A 24,678-nucleotide genomic window follows, 5' to 3' on the forward strand; every position below is an offset into this window, starting at 1 on the left:
GAACATGCAGGTAGAATGGTTTGATTATGATTTACCGGAGTCGCTTATTGCACAAACTCCATTGAAGGATCGAACATCCTCAAGATTATTAACGCTGAACAAAACAACCGGAGCGATACAGCATCAAACGTTTGAAGCTTTAATCGATTATGTGGAAGCCGGGGATGTGCTCGTGTTGAATGATACACGGGTAATACCAGCCCGGCTTTTTGGTGTCAAGGCGGATACCGGAGCCAAAGCGGAAGTGCTCCTGCTCAAACAGCTGGAGGGGGACCGCTGGGAGGCACTGGTTAAGCCTGGCAAGCGATTGAAGAAAGGTGCTGTTATTCTATTTGGCGAGGACGATACTCGTGCTTCGGAAGGCAGCAAAACCGCTCTTCTTACTGCCACTATTGAAGAAGAAAGCGATATGGGCGGCCGCGTGCTGCGGTTTAGCTATGAAGGGATTTTCCCGGAGCTATTGGACCGACTTGGTCAAATGCCTCTGCCTCCTTATATTAAGGAGCAGCTGCCCGAACGTGAGCGGTACCAGACGGTATATGCGAAGCATGAGGGGTCCGCTGCAGCACCGACGGCAGGGCTTCATTTTACAAGGGAATACTTGAATAGGCTGGAACAAAAAGGTATACAATTAGCTTATATTACGCTTCATGTAGGACTTGGCACGTTTCGGCCGGTATCGGTCGATGATGTGGAGTCGCATCGGATGCATGAGGAGTATTATGAGGTAAGCAGCGAAGCGGCCGATAAGATCAATACAGCTAAAGCTTTGGGAAAGCGGGTCATTGCAATCGGAACGACATCATCAAGGACTCTAGAAACGGCAGCCAAGGTAAGCTCTGAGGGTGGAAGACTTCAAGCTTGCAGCGGCTGGACCGATATTTTTATTTTCCCGGGCTTTGAGTTCCAGATCGTTGACGCGCTTGTGACGAACTTTCATTTACCCAAGTCGACGCTGCTCATGTTAATCAGTGCTTTGGCCGATCGTGAGAAGGTTATGGAAGCTTATCGTCAAGCGGTTGAACGGGAATACCGGTTTTTTAGCTTTGGCGATGCCATGTTAATTTATTAATCAGCAGGAAAAGAAAGAAGTGAATGTCATTGGCAGCAGTATGGTATGAACATATTAAAACATGCAAGCAATCCGGTGCAAGACTAGGCCGGGTACATACTCCACATGGAGTGATCGAAACGCCGGCTTTTATGCCAGTTGGTACACAAGCAACGGTGAAAACCATGAGTCCGGAAGAATTGAAGCAGATGGACGCTCATATTATTTTAAGCAATACGTATCATTTGTTCTTGCGTCCAGGGCACGACATAGTAAAGAAAGCCGGCGGTCTTCATCAATTTATGAACTGGGACCGTCCGATTTTGACAGACAGCGGCGGTTTTCAAGTTTTCAGCCTAAGCGAAATGAGAAAAATTACGGAAGAGGGAGTCGCATTCAGATCCCATCTGAACGGGGACAAGCTGTTCATTTCACCAGAGAAATCGATCGAGATTCAGAATGCGCTCGGCTCCGATATCATGATGGCCTTCGATGAGTGTCCTCCTTATCCTGCCGAACACAGCTATGCTAAGCAATCGCTTGAACGTACGACCCGTTGGGCGGAACGCTGTCTACAGGCGCATGCTCGTCCACATGACCAAGCGTTGTTCGCTATTGTCCAAGGAGGTATGTACGAAGATTTGCGTAAACAAAGCGCGGCTGAGTTGACTTCCATGGATTTCCCGGGGTATGCTATTGGTGGATTAAGCGTCGGCGAGCCTAAGCATCTGATGTATGAAGTTTTGGATTACACAGTGCCTATTTTGCCGGCCAACAAACCCCGTTATTTAATGGGAGTGGGGTCACCGGATGCTTTGGTCGAGGGATCGATCCGTGGCGTCGACATGTTTGATTGCGTCCTTCCGACGCGTATTGCAAGAAATGGTACCACAATGACCAGCGAGGGAAGACTTGTTGTCCGTAATGCCAAGTTTGCAGAAGATTTCGGGCCGCTCGATCCGGAATGCTCTTGCTATACGTGCAAGAATTATTCACGTGCGTATATTCGACACTTGCTCAAAGCGGATGAGACGTTCGGAATTCGTCTTACAACGTACCATAACCTGCATTTTTTGCTGGAGCTGATGCGTCAAGTGAGACAAGCAATTCAAGAGGATCGGCTGCTTGATTTCCGGGATCATTTTTTCGAAAAATACGGAATGAGTGAAAACGGAAAAGGATTTTAAACGTATAGTATAGGGAAAGGGGGGAAAGCAAATGTTGTTAGCAGCAGCTGATACAGCAGCGCAAGGCGGGCTTCAAGGGTATTTGTATACATACGGTCCACTGGTATTAATGTTTGTAGTCTTGTATTTCTTATTGATTCGTCCCCAGCAGAAACGTCAAAAGACGCGTAATATGATGCTGGGCAATTTGAAAAAAGGCGATAAGGTTGTTACCATCGGCGGTCTTCACGGAACAATTCTGGAGATTGGAGATGATACGGTCGTTATCCGTGTCAACGATGTAACAAAGCTTACATTCGAACGTTCTGCAGTGAATGCGGTTCAAAGTAGTCCAAGCGAGGACAAGAAGTAAGCGCATCAAAATGAATAAATGCGAGCCTCCTGCGAAGGAAGGACTCGCATTTTTTTATGTTCACCTTTGAACGACCTCGAGAGAGGACAACTGGTAATTGCTATTTCTTCATATTAACGCCTAGCATACCACCTAAAGCACCACATCCGAAGGTTAAGCCGAGCAGAAACAAAGTTTGCTGCGTTAACCCGGTATCATAAGCCAAGAACCCAATGATAGCTACAATGAGACAATAAAAGATGCCTAGCAAGCCACCGTGATACCAGCCTCTAGTTCCGCCGCGTTTGCCGGATACGATGCCCCCTATGAACATGGAAACGCCGTGTATGGACATCGTGTAGCCAAATAGGGACGTTTCCTGTAAATTTGTTGCAAGCATTAGCAAAGAGATCATTAGCGTACCTAAGAGCATAAAAATCATGGAGTAGATCAACCCGGAAAATAAAGGTGATTGCTTCATCGCCGACTCCCCCCAATCAAACCATTTATCATCATTGTATGGGCACGTACATAAAAATAGTACAGGTTGTTCTAGACGTATCAAGGTGAAGTTATGTAAAATATGGGAACCGCCATGCCTTTATATGTCATTAAATAGAGCAATCCGTACGAACGAATATATGAAAGGTGGGGATATCTTTTGGAAACGATTCAATCAACTTCGTTATGGCAGATGGTTGCAGCTGCACTTATTTTCTTTATCGCTTACGGATGCATTCAAACCGGTATTATTCATCGTGCATACGCCGCTTGGGGTGGAGCGATTCTAGCGCTTATTTTGGGACTGGTTGATGTTACGACAGCTTATCGGACTCATATCGCTTGGGAAACCATTTTTCTATTGCTGGGTATGATGCTAATGTCGGGAGTCATAGGAAAGACGGGAGGGTTTCATTACATCGCCGTTAAATCGATACAGAAGGCGCAAGGTCAACTAACGAAGCTATTATTACTTGTAGCGGTTATTGCGGCATTGGGGTCTGCTCTCTTGGATCCGATTACAACAATCCTTCTGCTCGTACCCATAACGATTCGCATCGCTAAAGTAATGGAAGTGAGTCCGGTTCCTTTTATTGTGACTGAAATGCTTTGCGGCAATATTGGCGGGAGCGCCACCCTGATAGGGTCACTTCCGAATATGATGATAGGCTCATCCAAGCTGACAAGTGTAACATTTAACGGCTTTTTGCTGCATGTAGCTCCCTTATCTATTCTTCTTTTTGCGGTGACACTATTCGTGCTTCATAGGATGTATGCGAAGGAGTGGAAGCAGCTCCAAACGAAGACGCAGGACTGGAAGTCCCTGGATGCTTCTGATTACATTAAGAATCGTCCTCTATTGATAAAAGCATTGATAGTGTGGGGATTGACTTTGGTTGGATTTATTTTCCACAAGCAGCTGCATACTTCGGTTGCCATAATAGCATTGGCGGGTGCATTCGTCCTTCTGCTGCTCACCATTAGAAAAAAAGACGAACTGGAGGAAGCTGTTCATTCTGTGGAATGGGGGACTCTGGCATTTCTGATTGGCTTGTTCTTTATTGTAGGCGGCTTGGTAAATAGCGGGATTATAGAAGCTGTTGCATTAAAAGGGATGGAGCTTACTTCTGGAAGCGGGGTGTTCGTCTCGATTCTGGTTCTATGGGTTGCAGGACTCGTATCGGCAGGTGTAGATCAAGCTCCGCTGGTAGCGGCGATGCTTCCTTTGATCAAAAATATCGGTGTGCATATGGACTTAGCGTATGGATGGGAGCTGAATCCTGTCTGGTGGTCGCTTGCCATCGGTGCCAGTATAGGTGGAGGAGCAACGTTAATCGGATCGCACGCGAATCTGATTGCTGCAGGGCTGGCGATGAAGGAAGGCCATGAAATTTCTTTTACAAAATATTTAAAAACGGCGCTGCCTTTAACGCTACTGCTGCTGCTTATTTCGACGGCTTATGTGGTGTGGATTTATTATTAGTTCACGCTTGGAGCACATTTGCCAACAATTCTTATATGTCCAAACCGTATGACACCATCCGTTAAAGGTCAAAATACCCATGGAAACAGTCCTGTCTTTGCTACGCCATGCTTGTAGGAGGATAGTGGGAACCATGGAGATTTTGGCTCTTTTTTTGCGAACCGTACTTGTGTATTTTATCGTGTTATTGACTTTGAGGATTATGGGGAAGAGGGAGATTGGAAAGCTTTCGCTTTTCGATTTGGTGATATCCATTATGATTGCGGAAATTGCCGTGTTCGTACTGGAAGATATGGGAAAACCGCTTATAGAGGGTATCGTCCCGATGGTCACCCTGGTCGTGATTCAAATGTTCATAGCTTACGTGTCGTTGAAGAATGAAAAGCTTCGCCGGATTTTTGAGGGGAGACCGGCCATAGTTATTCAGAATGGCAAGCTGAATCGTGATGTGATGAGAAGGCATCGGTATAACCTGGATGATTTGCTGCTGCAGCTTCGACAAAATAAGGTCGTAGACGTAGCGGATGTTGAGTTTGCCATACTGGAGCCATCGGGCAAGCTGACCGTTGTTGAAAAGGATCCTGCGGATGGTCAGCCTGCCGCCAAGCAGCAGGTCAAAATCAGATATGAGGGGCTTCCCTTGCCTCTCATTATGGATGGGAAGGTTCAAGATGACAGTCTGGAGAAACTTGGGAAAACGCGTTTTTGGTTAAAAAGCGAGCTGCAATCCAAGGGAGTACAAGATTTTAAAGACGTGTTCTTCTGTACGATCGATCACAAGGGCAAATGGTTTATTGATAAGAAAAGATAATCTATTTAACAAATTTGCGTCCCAGCCACAATAATCTCAGAAGATCGTTTCGATTAATGAGCTTTAAGAACACAGAGCAGATTAGGTACAGAGTAATACCTGCAATGGAGGAGACAATAAAACGAATCAGCTCGTTATCCAGCCAGCCTGTGTACATAATGACATGACTGGCCCATCCGGATATTGCCATCGCCACACCGACCTTGGCAAAATCGGTCATTTCCATCCGGAAATTCAACAGCTTGACCACACTGCGCCAATGTAGAAGGGTAACGAGCATGATGTTCACGTTAATAGCCATGAGTGCCCCCAGGATACCGAATTCAGGCTTGCTCGCCAGCACATAAATTAAGGTCAGCTTGATAATGGATCCGACTAATGTGTTGATTAATGCACTGCCTGGCTTCTCCAAAGCTTGCAAAGTCGCTTGAAGTGGCGCTTGAAAGTAAATGAACAAAGCGACAGGTGCCATCATTTTCAGCATTGAGGCTACTTGGCTTTGACCGTATAAGTAGAGACAGAGCGGTTCAGCCAACACGAACATGATCATCGCGAAAGGGGCTCCCGTCACCAGTGCTAGCTTCAAGGACTGATGAAGTCTGGAATGGATCGTTTTCAAATCATTTTGCGCCGCGGCTTCGGAAAGGGAAGGAACTAAGGAAACCGATAAGGAATAAGTCAAGGCGCTGGGAAGCATGAGTATCGGCATAACCATTCCTTGCAGCGCCCCGTACTGTGCAGTGGCTATTTTGGTAGCTACTCCGGCTATTGCCAAGCTGCGGACAATGATGATGGATTCGAAGAAATAGGAGCAGGAGCCTACAAGCTTGCTGCCGGTAATCGGTACAGCGAGCTTTAACAGCAGCTGCAGGTTAGCCCAGCGACTTGATAAGGGACTAGAGCCGATTCCTGTTTCAGGGATGGACCTGGCTGACCTCCTGCGGTTGTTCCGATACTGATAGTACAATACAAGAAGTGCTGCGATTTCACCTGCCAAAACGCCTGCCATTGCGCCTGCTGCAGCGAATTCAATCCCGTAGGGTAGCATGGTATAAGCAAAGGCTAGTACAGTGAATATTCGCACTAACGTCTCAACGACTTGAGAGAGGGCTGTAGGAATCATATTTTGCCTTCCCTGGAAATAGCCGCGGTACACCGAACCGATGCCCACTATCAATATGATGGGTGTCATGGTCAGAAAGGTGTAGTAAACGCGTGAATCGGTCAGTAGATGTGTTGAAATCCATTTGGCGGCAAAAAAGCTGGCGATCGCAAATAAAAAGCTGATTGAAAGAGTAAAAAGAAATGAGATTCGAAATATTCTACTTATCCGGTGTTCATTTCCTTCCGCTTCCGCCTCTGCAACCAGTTTCGCAATCGCGATAGGAATGCCTCCGGTAATTAATGTTAAAATAACGATAAGGAATGGATAGCCCATTTGATATAATCCGATTCCTTCAGCGCCGATGACTCGTGGTAATGTAATTCTAGGGATGAAGCCAAGGATGCGGTTAATGATACCTGCGGCAAGCAAAATGAGCGTGCCCTTCATAAACGATTGTTTGGTCACGTGAACGCCTTCTTCCTCCCTTAAGATTTCATTAGAAAAATGACTTCGCAGTATGGACCATAAGATATACTTAATGAATATGCTGAACCTGTCCCACTGCATGACATTTTTTGTGCAACTTCTTGGACAAGAAGGAAGGAAATGGCCCGGGAGCAGCGAATATGTGTAACAGCGACGCTGTAATGCAGGAGGTTGATGGTCGTGGATCAAGAGGAACGTAATACACAGCAACAGTTGGAGGCATCAGCCAACGATTCGGAGGGAGCCATAGGATCGACAATGCAGGATGAAATGCCCGAGCCGGGAGAACCGCCTTTAGAGCCTGAACCCGAAGAGGAAGGGGATACTCTGGAGTGTAAGGTTGAGTTGGAGTCTGAACCGGAATGGGAAGTTTTATCGGACGTGGAATTAAATGAAGTAATCGAGAGCATCTGCAACAGTAAAGCCGAAGAGTTCAGAATGATTGGGTATGAGCATGTTACCGGGATGGAAATATGGGAGTGTGTCAGCGACAAGTATAAAAAGACGGGCACCCCTCCTCTGCATAAAGTGGTCAATGATATTTTATCGTTAAAAGTGACACAGTTTATGAACTGGATGACAATGAGCATTTATAAAACCAACCCTTTCAAATAGCGGAAGGGTTGTTTGTTTTTAACCTGATTCCAGCTGCCATCAATCGTCAAATTGACTCGTTTTTCGCAGGTGGGTATAATAGGCATATTGAGTATGGAAGGAGATCGTTATACACATGAAACGGATCGTTGCTTTTTTGCTAGTGGTAGTCCTTTCGTTTGGCTTGTTTGCCTGGCTAACTCCGGGACTAGTAAAGAACATTAAGCTCGGCTTAGACTTAAAGGGTGGTTTTGAAATACTGTATGTAGCAGAACCAATAGAGGCTGGCAAGCCAGTCACTATGGAGTCTTTGAAGCAAACGGCGAACAGTTTGGCAAAGAGGGCAGACAGCCTTGGTATCGCCGAACCGGAAGTAACGACGGAGGGCAAAGATCGTATCCGCGTGCGTCTTGCCGATGTGAAGAATGAGGAAGAGGTACGGCAGGTTATTAAAAAGCCGGCAGATCTGACTTTCCGCGCACCGGATGGTACGAAGGAAATGCTGGGCAGTGATTTCGTAGAGGGCGCTGCTAAGGTGGGCTTTGACCAATCCAATCGTCCGATGATCAGCATTAAAGTTAAGGAACCGGATAAGTTCAAGGCGGTTACCGAAAAATTGCTTAACCAGCCGTTAGCGATTTATTTGGATGAGAACCCGCTGTCTGCGCCGATTGTTAGTGCAGTTATTACAGACGGCAATGCAACGATTTCAGGTAATTACACGTTTGAACAAGCAACTGAGTTAGCCAACACAATTAACTTAGGCGCACTTCCATTGAAGCTGACCGAGAAATATACTCAGGTTGTAGGAGCATCTCTAGGTCAATTGTCTTTGCACCAAACGGTGGAAGCAGGCTTGATCGGTGCGATCCTGATTCTTGTTTTCATGCTTGTGTTTTATCGCTTGCCGGGCGTTATTGCGGCCATTACGTTAATCACGTATACGTTCCTGCTGTTAGGGGCCTTCTACTTGATGAAAGCGACCTTAACCCTTCCGGGTATTGCGGCATTTGTGCTCGGTATCGGGATGGCGGTCGATGCGAATATCATTACGTATGAGCGGATTAAAGAAGAGATCCGCAGCGGCAAAAGCTTGCTTTCCTCCCTTAAATCCGGTTCCAAGCATTCGTTCCGTACGATCATGGACGCTAATATTACGAACCTGATCTCTGCGATCGTGCTGTACTACGTTGGTAATGGTGCTATTCGTGGCTTTGCCTTAACAACGATTATGAGTATTATCCTTAGTATTCTAACCAACGTGTTCTTGTCTCGCTGGTACATTCACCTAGTCATCAAGAGCAAGCTGTTCAATAAACCTGCTTATTACGGTGTAAAGGAGTCGGAAATTCGTGGACTATAAAAATCACTTTGACTTCATGAAAAACCGCAATAAGTTTTTTATGACTTCTATTGCGATCCTGTTGATTGGTTTAATCGTGTTAGTTACTATGAATCTGAACTACGGCGTCGACTTTAAAGCAGGGACATCACTTGACATTAACATGGGCCAATCCGTTACTAAGGAAAAGGTAGACCAAGCCTTTGAAACTTCCGGGTTTAAGCCTGCTATAACAACCCTTAGCGGTAGCAACAATGACCATGTTTCTGCTCGTTTTGATACGATTCTTACAGAAGATGAGATCAAAAAAGTAAATTCGACGATGGTTGCTACGTTCGGAGACAAGGTTTCCCAAGAGGTAAACACCGTCTCGCCAGATATTGCAAGAGAATTAGGCTTTAAAGCGATGATCGCTGTCGGTATTGCGAGCTTAGCCATTTGCATCTATGTTAGCATTCGTTTCGAATGGCGGTTTGCAGTAGCCGCCATTATCGCAATCCTTCACGATGCTTTTATCGTTATCTCGGTATTTGCTATTTTCCGTCTTGAGGTTAATTTGCCTTTCTTGGCTGCCATCTTGACGACCATCGGGTATTCGATTAACGACAAAATCGTTATTTTCGACCGGGTGAGAGAAAATTTACGCTTCTCTCGAATTAAAACAAGCGAAGACTTGTCTAACATGCTGAATGCGAGTATTTGGCAGACAATGACACGGAACATCAACACCGTTATTACAGTGCTGATTGCCGCTCTTTGTTTGTTTATTTTCGGTAGTGAATCGATCAAATTATTTGCTTTGGCAAAAATCGTTGGACTAGCCTCTGGTGCGTACTCTTCGATTTGTATCGCTACTCCATTGTGGTATTTGTTGAAGAACAAGTCACTTGGTTCTAAAACGCGGGCTGCCGCAGTAAAAGAATAATAGCTGGCCGCGCGAAATGAAATGTTTCCGCGGCCTTTCTATACAATTCACTTGAGGAGTGGCTCCATGTCTAATGAGCGGTTGCAAAAAGCACATTATGGCGAATGGCCTAGCTTTGTCAGTCATATAGCATTGGCACTTATAACAGGCGTGTTAGGCTACATCTCGGGAAGTAAAGCACTTATTGCAGATGCAGTGCACACTGCTTCTGAAGCCGCAGGTTCCTTTTCCTTATCAAGAGGATTGCATTCAGGAAACGCTGCTGTTGAGAAGGAGTCCGCTAATAAACAAGGCAAACCCGAGAAGGTAACAGCTATTATTGTTTCGGTTATGCTGCTTCTAGTGGGGCTGGAGCTTGCCTTATCTTCAGCTAAAGTCTTATACTATGGTGTCGAGTCATCGCCTGGGACAATGGCATTAATTGTTATTGCAGCATCCATAGTTGTCAAAGAAGCAATGATTCAGTATAATAATCGTTTTGGAAGGCTTCGTCCCACTGGAAGTAAAGCTTCCCATGTATCGGGTCTGCGCCCGGATGTATACTCGTCTTTGGTAGCATTTGCAGGAGCAGGAGGGGCGATTTTAGGTCATTACCTGGGAAATAAATATTTGTATTATTTGGATCCTATTGCAAGCTTGATTATAGCTGGTATGGTATTTAAGACGGGTTATCGTTTAGTACTGGATATTATGGACAGTACGTCTGAAAGGGTACTTCATGAAGAAGACGCAGCAGAGCTGATCGGAACTGTACAGACTGTAAAGGGTGTTATCGCAGTCGATGATTTACGCGCCAAAGAGCATGGACATTACGTGATCGTAGATGTGAAAATCTGTGTAAATCCTAGAATTACCGTATTTGAAGGACATGATATCGCTAAAAGGGTAAAGTACTTGTTGATGAAACGGTTTATACATATATCCGAGGTTAACATTCATGTGAATCCGTATGATCCGGGATACCCGTATAAGAATATCGATGCAGACCAGGAGCAATTTCCGAGTGTAGTGCATTAATAATAATTTCTAGATGAGCTTTCTACCTTTGGAGAGCTCAGTAATGTTTGCGAGGAAAGCTTTCCTACGGAAAGCTCTAAGGAGGGACAGCATGCTTCAAGCACGAGCAAGATGGAACATAAGCGAGACGGACGAACGGCAGGCCGAGGTTCTTGCAAAAGAACTGGAGATCTCACCGTTGGTAGCCCGTCTGCTTGTAGGCCGTGGGATGACCGACAAAGAACATGCTGCTGCTTTTTTATATGGAGGAACGGATCATATCCACGATCCGTTCCTTTTAGATGGTATGGAGAGTGCAGTGCTTCGAATTCGGCAGGCTCTGGAGCGCGGAGAAAAAATACGGGTTTATGGAGACTATGATGCGGACGGAGTGAGCAGCACGACGCTAATGGTCCATTTGCTGCGGCAGCTCAATGCTTCATTTGATTATTATATTCCTCACCGCGTCCTTGAAGGATACGGGCTAAATAAAACGGCTATAGATTTAGCGCAGCAGCAGGGCGTTCAGCTTATCGTTACAGTGGATACTGGGATTAGTGCGGTGTCAGAGATTGCTTATGCGGCTGAACTGGGAATTGATGTCATTGTTACGGATCATCACGAGCCTCCGGAAGTACTACCCGAAGCTTACGCTATTATCAATCCGAAGAAGCCGGGTTGTCCTTATCCGTTTAAACAGCTTGCCGGAGTAGGCGTTGCGCTTAAGCTGGCTCAAGCACTGCTGGATCGGTGGCCCGAAGAGCTGCTGGAATTTGCAGCTATCGGTACTGTTGCCGATTTAATGCAGCTGCTGGGTGAGAACCGTGTCATTGTTAGGCAGGGTATCAAGCGTATGCGGAGCTCCTCTAACTGGGGGATAAGAGCCCTTCTCGATGTTGCAGGAGTCCAAATGAAGGATGTTAACTCCACTCATATAGGGTTTACCCTTGCTCCGAGAATTAACGCAAGCGGAAGGCTTAACAATGCGGATGATGCTGTGAAGCTGCTTACCACTGATAATCGGCAAGAAGCGGAGACGTTGGCTTATGAACTCGATTCTCTCAATAAAGAGCGGCAGCGAATCGTAGATGAAATGACCAAGCAGGCAATGAGTATGGTGGAAGAACAGAAGTCTGCGGGGATAAAAAATGTTATCGTTCTGGCACATGAGCAGTGGAACGTAGGTGTCATAGGAATAGTCGCGTCCAAATTGATGGACAAGTTTTACCGCCCTACGATTATTCTTGGGATTGACAAGGAGACTGGGATGGCCAAAGGCTCTGCCCGCTCAATTGCTGGATATGACTTGCATCAAGCTCTGACGCACTGCCATGATTTGATGGAGCATTTTGGAGGTCACCAAGCAGCCGCAGGTATGACACTTTCTAGAGAGAATCTGCCTGAGCTGGAGCGTCGTCTCAATGTGCTAGCCGATGAATGGTTAAGTTCAGATGACTTCATTCCGATTATTCAAGCGGATATGACCGGATCGCTGGATGAAGTGGGTGTAGAAACGATCCAGCAGCTAGAGCAGCTTGGCCCGTTTGGGATGGGAAATCCTATGCCTAAATTCGTGTTTTCGAATGTAATCTGCCAGGAGATGCGGACCATTGGCAAAGAGCAACAGCATATAAAAATGACGCTGTTGAAGAGCAAGGACGAGGCTTCTGTAGCCATAGATGCAGTTGGTTTTAACAAGTCCTCAGTGCTTCCCTGGATTTCTTCTACGGCCTCTCTAGATGTGCTAGGGGAACTATCCATTAATGAATGGAACGGCGTGCGCAAGCCGCAGCTAATGATTCAGGATGTATGCATTCCATACATACAGTTGTTCGATTGGCGCGGAGGCTCGAAGCTGGATAGGAATCTTAGCGATTTGGCTGAGCGATTGGCTCAACTGCATGATGTCCAGGAGGGAAGCGCACTTCCTGCGATTATGACGTTTCGTCCTGAAGATAAGCAGCTGAGGATGAAATATTCCAAGCAATACCCCATATGGGGGTTAGATGGCTCTGGTTCGGAGTCGTGCATACCTTGCAATGAACTTGCACGCCAGCAAAAGTTCTCAAGTATAACGGATATTATTCTTTACGATATGCCTGATTCCGTTGAAACTATTGAGCAGCTTGTATCAACTGCGTCCCATGTACAGCGCTGGTATGCCGTGTTCTCAGGCTCGCTACAGCAGCAAGGAGCATTGCCCAACAGGGATATGTTCAAAACGGTTTATGGCGCAGTTCAAAAACAAGGGGATTCCATAGTAAAGGGGAATTACTTTGTTGACGTGCTGTCTAAACGATCTGGGCATTCGAAGGATGCTATCCTGTTCATGCTGGATGTTTTTATTGAATTAGGATTTATTAGACGCTCTACTGAAGGCTACACGCCGGTTCCTAATCCGGTCAAAAAAGAATTGACTACATCCAAATTGTATCAATTGAGGCAGCAAAGCTTGGAAGTTGAAGAGACTTTGCTATATTCAACTGCTCAGCAATTGGTTGAGTGGCTGCTCAATGTTCAATATCAAACGAAACCATCATTGGAGGAAATTATATGAATTTCAAAGAGCACATTCGCGTAATCGAGGATTTCCCTCAGCCGGGCATCAGCTTTAAAGATATTACTACTTTACTGAACAACGGCCCTGTATACAAAGAAGTCATTCAAGAGCTGGCTAGACAATTGAAAGGCAAAGAAATCGATCTTATTGCCGGACCGGAAGCAAGAGGCTTCGTCATCGGGGCACCTTTGGCAGTGGAATTAGGAATCGGCTTTGTACCGATTCGTAAAAGCGGTAAGCTTCCTGGTAAAACCATTGAAGCAGACTATGCGTTAGAGTACGGCAAGGATAAGCTGGCTATGCATGATGACGCGATCAAGCCTGGTCAAAAAGTGCTGATTGCAGATGATTTGCTGGCAACGGGTGGTACTATCGCTACCTCTATCAACCTGATTGAGCAGCTTGGCGGAGAAATTGTGGGTTCTGCATTTTTAATTGAGCTTGAAGAGCTGAATGGCCGCGAGAAGCTGGGTTCCATTGATGTTATTTCTCTTGTGAAATATTAATTTTCACATGTCTTCACTCCTGATACATTGGTGTATCAGGAGTTTTTTCGTACCAAGCCTGCTTCGTTATTGCATCCCATAGTTCCATAATATCCAGCTTAATAGAGAGCAAAAGCTTGAAACACCACCGAAGATCCACACTAATTTCGTTTCGCTCCAGCCGTATTTTAAACTATAGTGGTAATGAATCGGGGCCATCTTAAACAAGCGCAGCCGTGTCTTCTTGTAGTAAATGACTTGCAGAATGACGGATATCTGCTCTGCGAAATAGACGAAAAAAAGAAGAGGAATGAGCAGCTCCACCTTTTCAACCACGGACAAAAAGGCCAGTGATCCACCTATGGCTAGAGAGCCTGTATCACCCATGAAGGCTTTGGCTGGATAGATGTTATATATCAACAAACCAAGCAGTCCGGCAATCATTGCGAGGCAAAACAGCTGAACCTCCCATGAATGGGAAATAGCAAAAAAGAATAAAAAGGTGGGAATGGATGTGAAAATAAGCAGGCCGTCCAAACCATCTGTAAAATTCACGGCATTGGCTGTCCCAATAATAAATAACAGAATTACAGTTATGTACAGCATAGGATGAAAATCCAGAATGTAACCGCCAAAAAGCATAATGCTGGAGTCGATCGGAACGAGTTGACTGTAATAAAAGAGAAGCATTCCGGTAGCAAAGAACTGTAAAGTCAGCTTGGTAGTGCCTCGTATCCCGTCTGGATTCTGGTACACTGCTTTGTTCATATCATCAATGCATCCAATTACGCTAAACAATAAATAAACAGTACATAGAAAATAGACGATCGGACCCGGATGCATGATCAGAAGAACGACAGTACCTGTAATAAGAATAAAACCTGCCATCAATGGCGTTCCGCGTTTAGCCTGATGACTGGACGGAAGCTGGGAGCGGATGGGTTGCGTTAGTCGGAGCGTACGTAAACCGAATATCAGAACAGGGCACAAACAAGCTACAAGCAGAAAGGTCATGCCAAATAGGATCAAGCTGTTCGAAAACACAGGATTTCACTTCCTTCACGAATGGATACTCAATATTGAAATGGTTATTCCACTTTGGGCAAGTCTTACCTTATTGTTATGGGAAAAGTAGAAATTTAAAAGCGAAAAATACAGCGATTATTTTTCTTGTTTTTTACAAATCATGAACGTTCTTACACGAGGAGGCTTCGCATGCTAATTAATGAATGGATTCAGCAATCTCGCAAAATCATCAGCGTAGGGCCTAACTTCAAGGCCTTTCGCGCACAAAGAGGCATTTTTCATCAAGAGGCGCCAACGTTGTCCCTCAAATCGCCTGAAAGCTTAACCACAGCGGCTGAACTATTTTTGTCACCACAAATGCCGGAATATTTTTGTGAAGTAGAGATGGCTGTAGTGATTGGTCAAGAAGTGAAGCATGTCACTGAAAAGGACGTTCCTTCTGTTGTGGCGGGGTACGCCATTTCCAATGACATTACGGCAAGTACGCATTTCGAATCGGGAAGATTTAAAATGTATGATCAGACGACACCAATTGGAGAAATGGTCCAATTATCGGATCCAAATGACGTACAGCTGGAGATGTGGGTTAACGGGGAGTGTATTCAAATGGATAATACGAAAGAGATGATGTTTTCGGCACATTGGTTGGTTGCACATATTTCGGATATTATGACCCTGCGGGCAGGAGACATCATTTTGAGCGGAACACCGGCAAACCCACGGATATGCAGAACCGGAGATGTCATTGAAATGAGAAGTCCGCAGCTTGGCCGTATCCGGCACACACTCCATTTGGGCACTTGACAGACACCATTTTGAAAAAAAGAAGCCTTTTGTTAACAAAATTGTGCTAGAATAGACTTGATGCTGATGAAGCCGATCGGATTATTTTAGGTTTCTGGCAAGAAATATATGCTAGCATAACAAGTCGACGACAAAAGAGGGCTGGATATGTTATTTAAACTGAATAAAGCGTTGGAAAAAGTAATGCCGCTGCTTACACCGACAGCTGTGCTTGTGGGACTGCTGTGCTCGGCTTGGCTTCACTCATTAAGCTTTCTTGTGTCTTGGATTTTTGCGGTTATGACCTTTGCAGGTAGCATCGGTTCAAACTTTCGTGATTTAGGTAAGGTGATGAAGCACCCTCTGCCTATCATCGCTACATTCTTAATTTTACACATCGCCATGCCGCTATTGGGCTGGGCAGCCGGGTCGTTGGTGTTCCCAGGCGATGATCTGACACAAACCGGATTTGTTCTGTTATTTGTCATCCCGACAGGGGTAGTCAGCTTAGTATGGGTGACCATATACGGCGGCAATATAGCGTTAACCTTGGCTTTGATATTGCTGGATACTCTCTTGTCTCCGTTTATCGTACCACTGAGCTTGTCATGGATCGTTGGTGCCAAAGTTCATTTGGATGTGTTGGCCATGATGAATGGGCTTTTGTGGATGGTCGTCGTGCCCTCCATTGTTGGAATGATTCTTAATCATCTGACTAAAGGGAAAATCAAAACAACCTGGGGCCCTCGTTTAGCCCCCTTTACGAAAATCGGTTTGTTCATCGTTGTGGCGATTAACAGTTCCGTCGTTGCGCCTCACTTGAAGGAAATGAACGCTAAACTAGTTGAGATTATTGTGGTCGCTTTCGTATGCGCTACAGTAGGTTATTTGGCCGGATGGCTTGTATCTAGATGGATGAAGTGGGATAGGGATGTGACGGTAGCTCTGACCTTCAATTCAGGAATGCGCAATCTGAGCGCCGGAGCTGTACTGGCTATCAACTTCTTCCCTCCTCCAGTTGTTCTTCCGGTTATTGCCGGCATGCTGTTCCAGCAGCTGTTGGCTGCATTGTATGGGCATAACTTGGATAAAAAGTATCGTTTGAAAAATCAGCCGTCGCAGGCGGCGTGAAATAAAGCAGCCATTTAGGAAGCCGAGAAACCCATGAAGCATCGGAAGCGTGCGTGTGTGATACTCCGGTGGGGTATCTCCCTCCGGCCGCTGTTGTTATAAGGAAATTTTCAATTTATTCGCTTTACGGCGGTGATTTCCCTATAACAAAGGCGGTCGCTTCGCTCCTCCAGAAGATACCCCACCTACCGTCAGCACCTCGGTATTCGTAATACTTAGCAGCCAACATGGCTGCTTTATTTTTTTATATAGTAAAAAAAGCACGTCTATCTGCCTGTCATAGCAAATAAATGAAACAGATTTGATTTTTTTCCTCAACATGTTCTATAATAGAGTAAATAGAACATAGTCGGACAGACCGGCTGCATACAAGAGGGAGAAAATTCAAGTGAGTGGAAATTCCAAGCATACGGCAACATTATCACTCGGAGTCATGGCCGCAGGCTTCGTAGGCACATTATTTTTGGATGGGACAGTGCCCTGGGTGCGCTTCGCGCAAAGCGGTTTTGAAGCAGGACTCGTTGGCGGTCTTGCGGATTGGTTTGCAGTAACTGCATTGTTTCGCCATCCGTTAGGCATTCCGATCCCGCATACGGCATTACTGCCTAAAAACCGCGACAAAGTAGCCAAAGCCTTCATCTCCACCATACAAGATGATTTACTGAGCAAGCAAAGCATTATGGACAAGCTGTCGCAAATCCCATTGGTCATTCGTCTTCTTCGTGGAGCGGAGGAACAATTAGGTACAACGGGAGCCAAAGCAGGCATAGCGTCCATTAGTGAGTATTTGATCATGCAGCTTCCTTTGGAGAAAATCGCGGCTTATGGAGAAAAAGAAATTCAAAAGCTGTTGGAAGCTTTAGATATGAGGAGTTTACTGAATAATTTGCTGGAGCAAGTCTATGACAGACGATACGATGAAAAAGTGTTCGATTTCGTCCTTGATTTGTCCGAGCAATTGGTTATGAAAGAAGAAATCCGCGAGAGAATGGGAGTCATGGCAGTTCAGGCACTGTCTCATCTCAAGACGAACGGTTTTATGCAATTCGCTCTGAATGCCTTCGTTGGCTACTTTAATGAAGAGAAACTGGGTGGCTTGATTCAACAGTTTATTCTTACCGGTATTGAAGGCTTGCGTATGAAGGACAATGCGAACCGGAGAGCAGTCATTCAATCTTTGCATCAATGGCTGGATAATCCTATGCATCGGGATAATATCGCGGCAGAGATGAATAACTGGAAGGAGCAGCTAATAACCCAATGGAATCTGGGAGATAAACTGCTTGAGCTTCTGCAGCGACTTCAGCAAAAGGCCTTGGAATGGGTTCGTGAGGAGAATTTCGCCGAAGCATACGTCATTCCGTTCGCATCGCGCATGATCCATCGAATTGAGTCCGATGAAGAGCTTCTTAACCGATTGGAGCGTGGGCTGCGTGAGCAGATCGCCCGTTGGATCGAAGGTAATCATCACAAGATTGGGGCATTAATTAAAGAAAATATAGATCGGTTTGATGATGAGACACTTATTGAGCTTATGGAGGATAAAGTGGGTAAGGATCTGCAGTGGATTCGGGTCAACGGGGCCATTTGCGGTTTTCTAATCGGGATTGGACTCGCGGCTGTGAAAGCGATAATTGGGTAAACGGACTATATCAAGTATAGGTTCTCTATGAAATGGAAATGATAGAAACGTAATCATCCATTTCAAGGAGGCGTGCAGATGCATACGGTTTGGAAAGGAGCTATCAGCTTCGGACTGGTCCATGTTCCGGTCAAGATGTATTCCGCGACGGAAGACAAAGATATCGCTTTAAAATATGTTCATAGAGAATGCGGCTCTCCGCTGAACCAGTTGCGCAACTGTCCGGCATGCCAGCGTGAAGTGGAATGGGAGCAAGTGAGCCGCGGATACGAGTACGAGAAGCATAAGTTTGTTTTGTTCGAGAAGGAAGAGCTGGATAGTCTCATGCCGGAAACGAATAAGGAAATCCGGATACTTCACTTTGTAGATCCTTCTGAAATAGACCCGGTTTATTATCAAAAAACGTATTATTTAGGACCAGGTGATCTTGGTGCTAATGCGTATAGTTTATTAGTGAAGGCACTACAGCTGAGCGGTAAAATTGCTGTCGGACAAATAGCAATCCGCTCCAAGAAAAGCCTGGCTGTGATCCGGATTGTCGATGGCTGTCTCGCGCTGGAAACGATATTTTACCCTGATGAGATCCGACCGGTTCAGTTGGTCCCAAATGTGCCAGCTGAGCCTATGATTAACGAGAAAGAGCTGCAAATGGCACAAATGCTTATTGGGCAGCTTACAAGCCCATTCGATCCAACACTTTACCACGATGACTATCGTTTGAATCTGATCGATGCCATACAACGGAAAATTGCCGGCGAAGACATAAGAATTGCCCCTGCGACGCCGCCGCAGGCAGGAATTATGGATTTAATGAGCGCTTTGCAAGCGAGTTTGGAAGCATTAAAGCCCGCTGCAGCTGATGTTGATCCAATTGTCACCAAAAAAGCCAAGTCAAAATCAAAACGCCAAACGAAATCGGCCTCCGTTTCATCAGCTGAGGAATCTGCATCATAGTAAAAGCATAATGATTTCGATTGGAGGAAACTAAATTGGCTCTCCATAACTGGGCTTACATATACTTGTCTCCCCAATTCAGTCCTGAGAAAAACACAATCAGCACTAGAAATGAAGCTTGTAAATTTACGGCTATCGGGATTGATTTTGAAGAAAAAGAACGTGTCATTCCCATTGCTCAGCAGCTTGTTAAAGATGGCGTTCAAATGATTGAATTATGCGGGGGGTTCGGACCCCTATGGATAGCAAAAGTAAGTGAGGCTTTACAACATAAAGTTCCTGTTGGTAGTGTCGCATATGGACCGGAAGCACGCAAACCTATGCTAGACTTGCTTGCACCGGATTTTTCAAGCGAAAAATAGTTCCCGAATCTAAAGACTAAGAGCTGGCTCAATCCTGAGCTGGCTTTTTTCAGTTGATTTGAACTGGATTAGCTCTTGTATACGCCTCGAGAGGGCAGAAAATCGTGAGTACAGGGTGTCCTATTGATTCAGTTTGTAGTAAAATAATGTTTAAGCACCAAATTCTGCATGAATAATGTAAGCGCTATAATATTAAGTTAAACGTTTTCAATCATTCTCGGCTCATATGAACTGGCATCGGAAACATAATCGCATCTTAGAAACGGATGGAAGAGAAGGGATGAATGGATGAAGCAAATCCTTATCGTCGATGATGAACCCATGATCCGGGCTGGATTAATGAAGCTGATCAAGCAGTATAACCAGGCCATTCAAGTTCAAGCGGTTCCTAATGGAGTCGAGGCTTTGGCAGAAATTCGCAAGCATAATCCGGATATGGTATTTACGGATATTCGGATGCCCAAAATGGATGGCTTGGAACTGTGCAGAGAAATTTCCCAAATGAATCTGCATCTACGTACGGTTGTCATCTCAGGTTACGGAGATTTCACGTATGCTCAGAAATGCTTGACTTACGGTGTGAAAGAGTATTTATTAAAGCCGGTAACTGAAGTGGAGCTGTATCCTGTATTAGACCGTTTCCTTTATGAGGAGCAAACGCATTCTATCTCGATCTCCGCTTATGAGGAGTGGCTGGAGCAGGCTGAAGCAGCTATTTGGGCGTCTGATTTCGAGGTCGTCGATCGTTTGCTTGCGCGCTGGAGGGGAGACGATCTGTCCGGCAGATTGACGACAGAGCAGCTGCAGCAGACGGTTGCGGAAGCATTGAGAGTTTTGATTAAGAAATTGAACGGGCGCGAGCTGTATCAGTTCAACTTGCAATCTCCTTTTAAAACGCTGCTTAATCATGACGAAGTGCTTGAACGCTTCGAGTCAGAGCTCATTCATTTATGTGACCAACTGGTTCAATGGCGCGGAGGCAATCAGAAGAATGTATTTGAAGAGGCCAAAGCCTACATTGATGAACATATAACGGAAGAAATCAGTTTAGAGGCGGTTGCGGAGAAGGTTGGGCTTGCTCCTACCTATTTCAGTTATTATTTTAAAAAAATGACCAATGAAACTTTCGTCCAATACCGGATGAAAAAGCGAATCGAAATGGCAAAAAGACTTCTTGAGATGCCGCATTATAAAATTGTGGATGTAGGGATGGAAATCGGTTATCAAAACTATCCTCATTTTTCTAAAATTTTCAAGAAAATGACCGGTATCTCTCCTTCGGAATATCGGCAGTTGTTAGGGATCAAATAAATGAAATCCAGCTTAGCCTTAAAAATGTTTTTTTATTTTATTATTGTCATCGTGTTATCATCCTCCATTATCGGAGTGACGCTTTACTTCCAATCTTCGAAGGAGCTCGATCGTCAAACAGAGAAGCTATTAACCCAGATTGTTGACAATGGAATGCACCACACGGACTTATACTTAAAAAACTATGAACGAGTTACTTTATCGGCGCTGGCTTCATCGACGGTCAAGGAGTTCCTGGATGTGAATGACAAAAGCTTCTATTCCATGTTCACACTGCCAAACCAGATTAAAGAAAAAGTCATGCAGCCTAGCTTCATCAACAATCCGGAAATCAGTTTAATGTACTTCGTCGGCTACAACGGCACTAGTGTTGTGGATGTGAATGCAGCAAACCTATCGATTAACGGGTCGATGATAGCCGATAGTTTGGATGAATTGAAAAATATGACGAAGGAAGACGGCAGCCTGACCATCTTGGATTGGAGCTTTACTAATGGGAATTTGGCATTAGCTCGTAAAATTTCTGGCAGACAGACCTCAAAGGCGTTTAAGGGGATTCTCGGCATCGAGCTGAAAATTGAAGAGTTGAACACGCTGTGGAAAGGGATTAACCTTGGGGAGAACGGTTATTTTTATATCGTGAATGACCGGGGGCGCATCGTCTATCATCCTATCGCTTCCAAGATCGGCAAGCAGCTCGAAGGTCAATTGTTCAAGCAGCTGCAGGAGAACTCCAATCGCTTCTTCGTATCCGAGGATGAAAGCGAGAGAATGAACTTTAGCAGGCGCTCCGATTATTCCGGCTGGACGCTTGTCGCCTCCATGCCATTAAATGAGCTGAGGCAGCCGGTTTTGAATATTCGGCAGACGACAATTATTACATGTGCGGTAGCACTATGCCTCGCATTCTTGCTTGCGTTTCGGTTCGGAAAAACCATTATTCGACCCATTCAACGCCTGGAACTGGGAATGCGTCAGACGGAGAAGGGGAACTGGACACAAGTTCCGATGACAGGAGATAAGGATGAAATTGACCGCTTGATTCGAAGCTATAACGTGATGGTAGCAAGGCTATCGGATCTGGTTGATCAGGTCTACGCGGCGGAGCTAAAAAATCAGGAGGATCAGCTTAAAAGGCAGGCAGCCGAATTTCAAGCGCTTCAGCTGCAGATCAATCCACACTTTTTGTACAATACATTAGAAACCGTTATTTGTTATGCAGTGGTGCAGGATTCAGAAGAGATCAAAGATATCGTTCGATCGCTTTCCTACATGCTGAGATATTCGATCCGAACCGATTTAGAGGAAATAACCGTAGCGAACGAGTTGAAGCATATTCTTCATTTTATGACGATTATGAATCATCGATTTGAGAGGCAGTTCGAGATTCAAGTCGATATCCCGCCGGAATATTTGCTGAAAACCATGGTGCGACTTTCATTGCAACCGGTGGTCGAGAATGCGTTTAAGCATGCGTTTCCCGACGGGATCGAGGAACATCATTATATTCGTATCGGGATGAAGGTCGAAGAGAACGATCTGCTGGTAACGATTGCGGATAATGGCATAGGAGTTACTGAAGAGCGGCAAAAGGAGCTGACAGAGCTGCTATCCGGAATGGCAGTTCAACGAGCTGCAGGGGCAGAGGGGCCGGATGGAGGGATCGGACTGCTGAATGTGCATAACCGGATTCGGATGGTTTTCGGAGAGCAATACGGCCTCTCAATTCATGGCGTGTCAGGACAAGGAACGACGATAACGTTACGAATGCCGGACAAGCGTCCATTTGATTTTACGGCAAAAATACTCTCCAACTCCGGTACTCCGAAGGAAGTGCGGTCACTTCAAAGCGCTCTAGAAATGCGCGGGTAACGATGGATGAATGTCATTTCATCTGGAAAAGGTTAGGTAAAAGCGATGCATAAAGATAAGACTGCAATGCTTGTTCTCCTTGCTGGCACGCTTATGTTAATCAACGGATGTGAGCCCGAGGAGGAGCGGAAAGACAAAGAGAATGTGGCTATTACCGTTAGTCCTGCCGGTGTTTTCCCTATAACGAAAGAACCGACCAAGATCAGGATCATGGTCATGGACAATAACCGAGTTGAGAATTTTGCCACAAATGAATTTAGCAAATGGATCGAAGAAAAAACAAATCTGCGTATTGAGTGGGAGGTCGTGCCTGCAAAAAGCGCCGAACAAAAATTGTCTTTATCGTTAGCAAGCGGCAACTATCCGGACATTTTTCTGGGATTGAATGTAAAACCATTGCTGCAATCCTTGTATGGCAAGGACGGAGTATTTCTTCCTCTTAATGATTTGATCGATAAATACGGAACTGAGACGAAGAAAATGTTTGATGAAGCGCCGTATGTTAAAGATATGATAACGGCACCGGATGGCAGTATATACGGCTTGCCCTTAATCAACGAATGCTACCATTGCACAATGGGAACGAAGATGTGGATCAATTCGGTATGGTTGAGCAATCTGGGATTACAAGTGCCGACAACGGTGGATGAGTTCTTCGAGGTTCTGAAAGCGTTTAAGGAGAGGGATCCGAACATGAATGGGGAAGCTGACGAGATTCCGCTAGTAGGGGCAACGAATGCTCCCTCAGGAAATATCGAATCGTTCATAATGGAATCTTTCATTGAAAGTGACGGCAATCATATGTTTGTGAAGGATGGAACCATTCAGGCGGCATATATCCAGCCGGGATGGAAGGACGGTCTAAAATATTTACATAAGCTGTACGATGAAGGTCTGCTTGCAGCCCAATCCTTTACGCAGGATCGCAACCAACTGAAGCAACTAGGTGATAGCCCGAACGACGCGCTGATTGGAGCAACGCCTGCACAGAACCCATCAGTATTCAGCTCCATGGACAAGAGCCGGTGGAAGCAGTATGTGACCGTACCTCCGCTAAAGGGACCAGGTGGCTGGCGAACGGCTGTGACTAATCCTTATGGCTCGGTCGCACAGGGCGCTTTTATTATTACTAATAAAGCTCGAAGCCCGGAAGCTGCATTTCGATTGGCTGATTTGCTCTACAGTGGGGAAGCTGCGTTAAGAGGAACAGTTGGCCGTCCGGGGAAGGAATGGACCTGGGCCGAGGAAACCGACAACGGGATTGACGGTCACCACGCCAGATGGAAGCAGCTTGTTAGCTTCGGCAAGATGCAGAACGTTCACTGGTCTCAAACAGGGCCCTCCTTCCGATCCAGCGAGTGGCGGTTGAGTCAGGCGGCAGATGCTGAGAATCCGTTGGAAGTTGTATTGTATCAGGAAACCAAGAAGAATTATGAGCCTTTTAAAATGGATGCTTCCAAGGTCGTTCCGCCCATGTTTTTTACGAATGATCAAGCGGAAGAACTAACTGATTTAATCAGCCCTATTGATAACTACCGCAGGGAATTTTTAGCGAGAGCCGTCATGGGGGATGCCGACATTGATGCGGAATGGGATAGCTATGTCCAGACATTGGATAAAAGCTTGAACTTGAAGCGTTACTTGGAAATCTACCAAGAGGCGTACGATAACCGTCTAAAGAAGTCGTAAACATTGTGGCTTAGGCTGAAATAGACGATACCTTATAAGGAGAGTGTAACT

General features: G+C 45.5%; 22 protein-coding genes. 19 read left to right on the top strand and 3 right to left on the bottom strand.

Annotated features, from left to right (window positions below):
* The first annotated feature begins 4 nt into the window (after positions 1–4).
* From queA to yajC, 3 genes are read left to right on the top strand one after another with little or no spacing between them, the layout of a single operon-like run.
* Positions 5–1,072, top strand: coding sequence for a tRNA preQ1(34) S-adenosylmethionine ribosyltransferase-isomerase QueA (gene queA / locus QMA13_RS10400; protein WP_282943364.1), 1,068 nt, complete (start codon positions 5–7; stop codon positions 1,070–1,072).
* Between the two features lie 23 nt (positions 1,073–1,095).
* Positions 1,096–2,238, top strand: coding sequence for a tRNA guanosine(34) transglycosylase Tgt (gene tgt, locus QMA13_RS10405; RefSeq protein ID WP_282941300.1), 1,143 nt, complete (start codon positions 1,096–1,098; stop codon positions 2,236–2,238).
* A gap of 31 nt (positions 2,239–2,269) precedes the next feature.
* Positions 2,270–2,590 carry a preprotein translocase subunit YajC gene (gene yajC / locus QMA13_RS10410; RefSeq protein ID WP_282941301.1) on the top strand — a complete coding sequence of 107 codons (321 nt, stop codon included), beginning with the start codon at positions 2,270–2,272 and terminating at the stop codon, positions 2,588–2,590.
* A gap of 100 nt (positions 2,591–2,690) precedes the next feature.
* On the opposite strand, the gene QMA13_RS10415 is transcribed toward yajC, so the two are convergent.
* Positions 2,691–3,050 carry a TIGR04086 family membrane protein gene (locus QMA13_RS10415; protein WP_282941302.1) on the bottom strand — a complete coding sequence of 120 codons (360 nt, stop codon included), beginning with the start codon at positions 3,048–3,050 and terminating at the stop codon, positions 2,691–2,693.
* A 180-nt stretch (positions 3,051–3,230) separates the two neighbouring features.
* Here QMA13_RS10415 and QMA13_RS10420 point away from each other — a divergent pair, with 180 nt between their 5' ends.
* Both QMA13_RS10420 and QMA13_RS10425 read left to right on the top strand, forming a co-directional pair.
* On the top strand, positions 3,231–4,553 hold the full coding sequence (locus QMA13_RS10420; RefSeq protein ID WP_282941303.1) for an ArsB/NhaD family transporter: 1,323 nt from the start codon (positions 3,231–3,233) through the stop codon (positions 4,551–4,553).
* A gap of 133 nt (positions 4,554–4,686) precedes the next feature.
* The gene (locus QMA13_RS10425; RefSeq protein ID WP_282941304.1) at positions 4,687–5,364 is read left to right on the top strand and encodes a DUF421 domain-containing protein; all 678 of its coding nucleotides are present in this window, start codon (positions 4,687–4,689) and stop codon (positions 5,362–5,364) included.
* 1 nt (position 5,365) lies between these two features.
* On the opposite strand, the gene spoVB is transcribed toward QMA13_RS10425, so the two are convergent.
* Positions 5,366–6,934, bottom strand: coding sequence for a stage V sporulation protein B (gene spoVB / locus QMA13_RS10430; RefSeq protein WP_282941305.1), 1,569 nt, complete (start codon positions 6,932–6,934; stop codon positions 5,366–5,368).
* 201 nt (positions 6,935–7,135) lie between these two features.
* Between spoVB and QMA13_RS36390 the strand changes: the two genes are divergently transcribed.
* The 6 genes from QMA13_RS36390 (at position 7,136) to QMA13_RS10460 (ending at position 13,878) form a co-directional block, all read left to right on the top strand.
* Complete coding sequence (locus tag QMA13_RS36390; RefSeq protein ID WP_349254208.1) at positions 7,136–7,570, top strand: post-transcriptional regulator; 435 nt, start codon at positions 7,136–7,138, stop codon at positions 7,568–7,570.
* A 115-nt stretch (positions 7,571–7,685) separates the two neighbouring features.
* A complete protein-coding gene (gene secD, locus QMA13_RS10440) occupies positions 7,686–8,912 on the top strand; it encodes a protein translocase subunit SecD (RefSeq protein ID WP_481858157.1) in 1,227 nt (408 codons plus the stop codon).
* On the top strand, positions 8,902–9,816 hold the full coding sequence (secF, locus tag QMA13_RS10445; protein WP_282941306.1) for a protein translocase subunit SecF: 915 nt from the start codon (positions 8,902–8,904) through the stop codon (positions 9,814–9,816). Before secD ends, secF begins: the two co-directional genes overlap by 11 nt.
* A 66-nt stretch (positions 9,817–9,882) precedes the next feature.
* Entirely contained in the window at positions 9,883–10,833 is a 951-nt protein-coding gene (locus QMA13_RS10450; RefSeq protein WP_282941307.1) for a cation diffusion facilitator family transporter, read from the top strand.
* Between the two features lie 91 nt (positions 10,834–10,924).
* The gene (gene recJ, locus QMA13_RS10455; protein WP_282941308.1) at positions 10,925–13,369 is read left to right on the top strand and encodes a single-stranded-DNA-specific exonuclease RecJ; all 2,445 of its coding nucleotides are present in this window, start codon (positions 10,925–10,927) and stop codon (positions 13,367–13,369) included.
* On the top strand, positions 13,366–13,878 hold the full coding sequence (locus tag QMA13_RS10460; protein WP_282941309.1) for an adenine phosphoribosyltransferase: 513 nt from the start codon (positions 13,366–13,368) through the stop codon (positions 13,876–13,878). Before recJ ends, QMA13_RS10460 begins: the two co-directional genes overlap by 4 nt.
* Before the next feature lie 66 nt (positions 13,879–13,944).
* On the opposite strand, the gene mraY is transcribed toward QMA13_RS10460, so the two are convergent.
* Complete coding sequence (mraY, locus tag QMA13_RS10465) at positions 13,945–14,901, bottom strand: phospho-N-acetylmuramoyl-pentapeptide-transferase (protein ID WP_282941310.1); 957 nt, start codon at positions 14,899–14,901, stop codon at positions 13,945–13,947.
* A gap of 171 nt (positions 14,902–15,072) precedes the next feature.
* Here mraY and QMA13_RS10470 point away from each other — a divergent pair, with 171 nt between their 5' ends.
* The 8 genes from QMA13_RS10470 to QMA13_RS10505 all read left to right on the top strand — a co-directional run bounded on the left by QMA13_RS10470 (position 15,073) and on the right by QMA13_RS10505 (position 24,627).
* Positions 15,073–15,687, top strand: coding sequence for a fumarylacetoacetate hydrolase family protein (locus tag QMA13_RS10470; RefSeq protein WP_282941311.1), 615 nt, complete (start codon positions 15,073–15,075; stop codon positions 15,685–15,687).
* Positions 15,688–15,834: 147 nt separating this feature from the next.
* On the top strand, positions 15,835–16,797 hold the full coding sequence (locus QMA13_RS10475) for a bile acid:sodium symporter family protein (protein ID WP_282941312.1): 963 nt from the start codon (positions 15,835–15,837) through the stop codon (positions 16,795–16,797).
* Positions 16,798–17,185: 388 nt separating this feature from the next.
* Complete coding sequence (locus QMA13_RS10480; RefSeq protein WP_282941313.1) at positions 17,186–18,439, top strand: DUF445 domain-containing protein; 1,254 nt, start codon at positions 17,186–17,188, stop codon at positions 18,437–18,439.
* 78 nt (positions 18,440–18,517) lie between these two features.
* The gene (gene ku, locus QMA13_RS10485; protein ID WP_282941314.1) at positions 18,518–19,393 is read left to right on the top strand and encodes a non-homologous end joining protein Ku; all 876 of its coding nucleotides are present in this window, start codon (positions 18,518–18,520) and stop codon (positions 19,391–19,393) included.
* Between the two features lie 35 nt (positions 19,394–19,428).
* Complete coding sequence (locus QMA13_RS10490) at positions 19,429–19,755, top strand: DUF6506 family protein (RefSeq protein ID WP_282941315.1); 327 nt, start codon at positions 19,429–19,431, stop codon at positions 19,753–19,755.
* Between the two features lie 288 nt (positions 19,756–20,043).
* On the top strand, positions 20,044–21,066 hold the full coding sequence (locus QMA13_RS10495; protein WP_282941316.1) for a response regulator: 1,023 nt from the start codon (positions 20,044–20,046) through the stop codon (positions 21,064–21,066).
* Positions 21,067–22,938, top strand: coding sequence for a cache domain-containing sensor histidine kinase (locus QMA13_RS10500; protein WP_282941317.1), 1,872 nt, complete (start codon positions 21,067–21,069; stop codon positions 22,936–22,938).
* A gap of 45 nt (positions 22,939–22,983) precedes the next feature.
* A complete protein-coding gene (locus QMA13_RS10505; RefSeq protein WP_282941318.1) occupies positions 22,984–24,627 on the top strand; it encodes an extracellular solute-binding protein in 1,644 nt (547 codons plus the stop codon).
* Positions 24,628–24,678: the final 51 nt, after the last annotated feature.

This window comes from Paenibacillus sp. RC67 (genome assembly GCF_030020805.1).
Taxonomy (GTDB): domain Bacteria; phylum Bacillota; class Bacilli; order Paenibacillales; family NBRC-103111; genus Paenibacillus_S.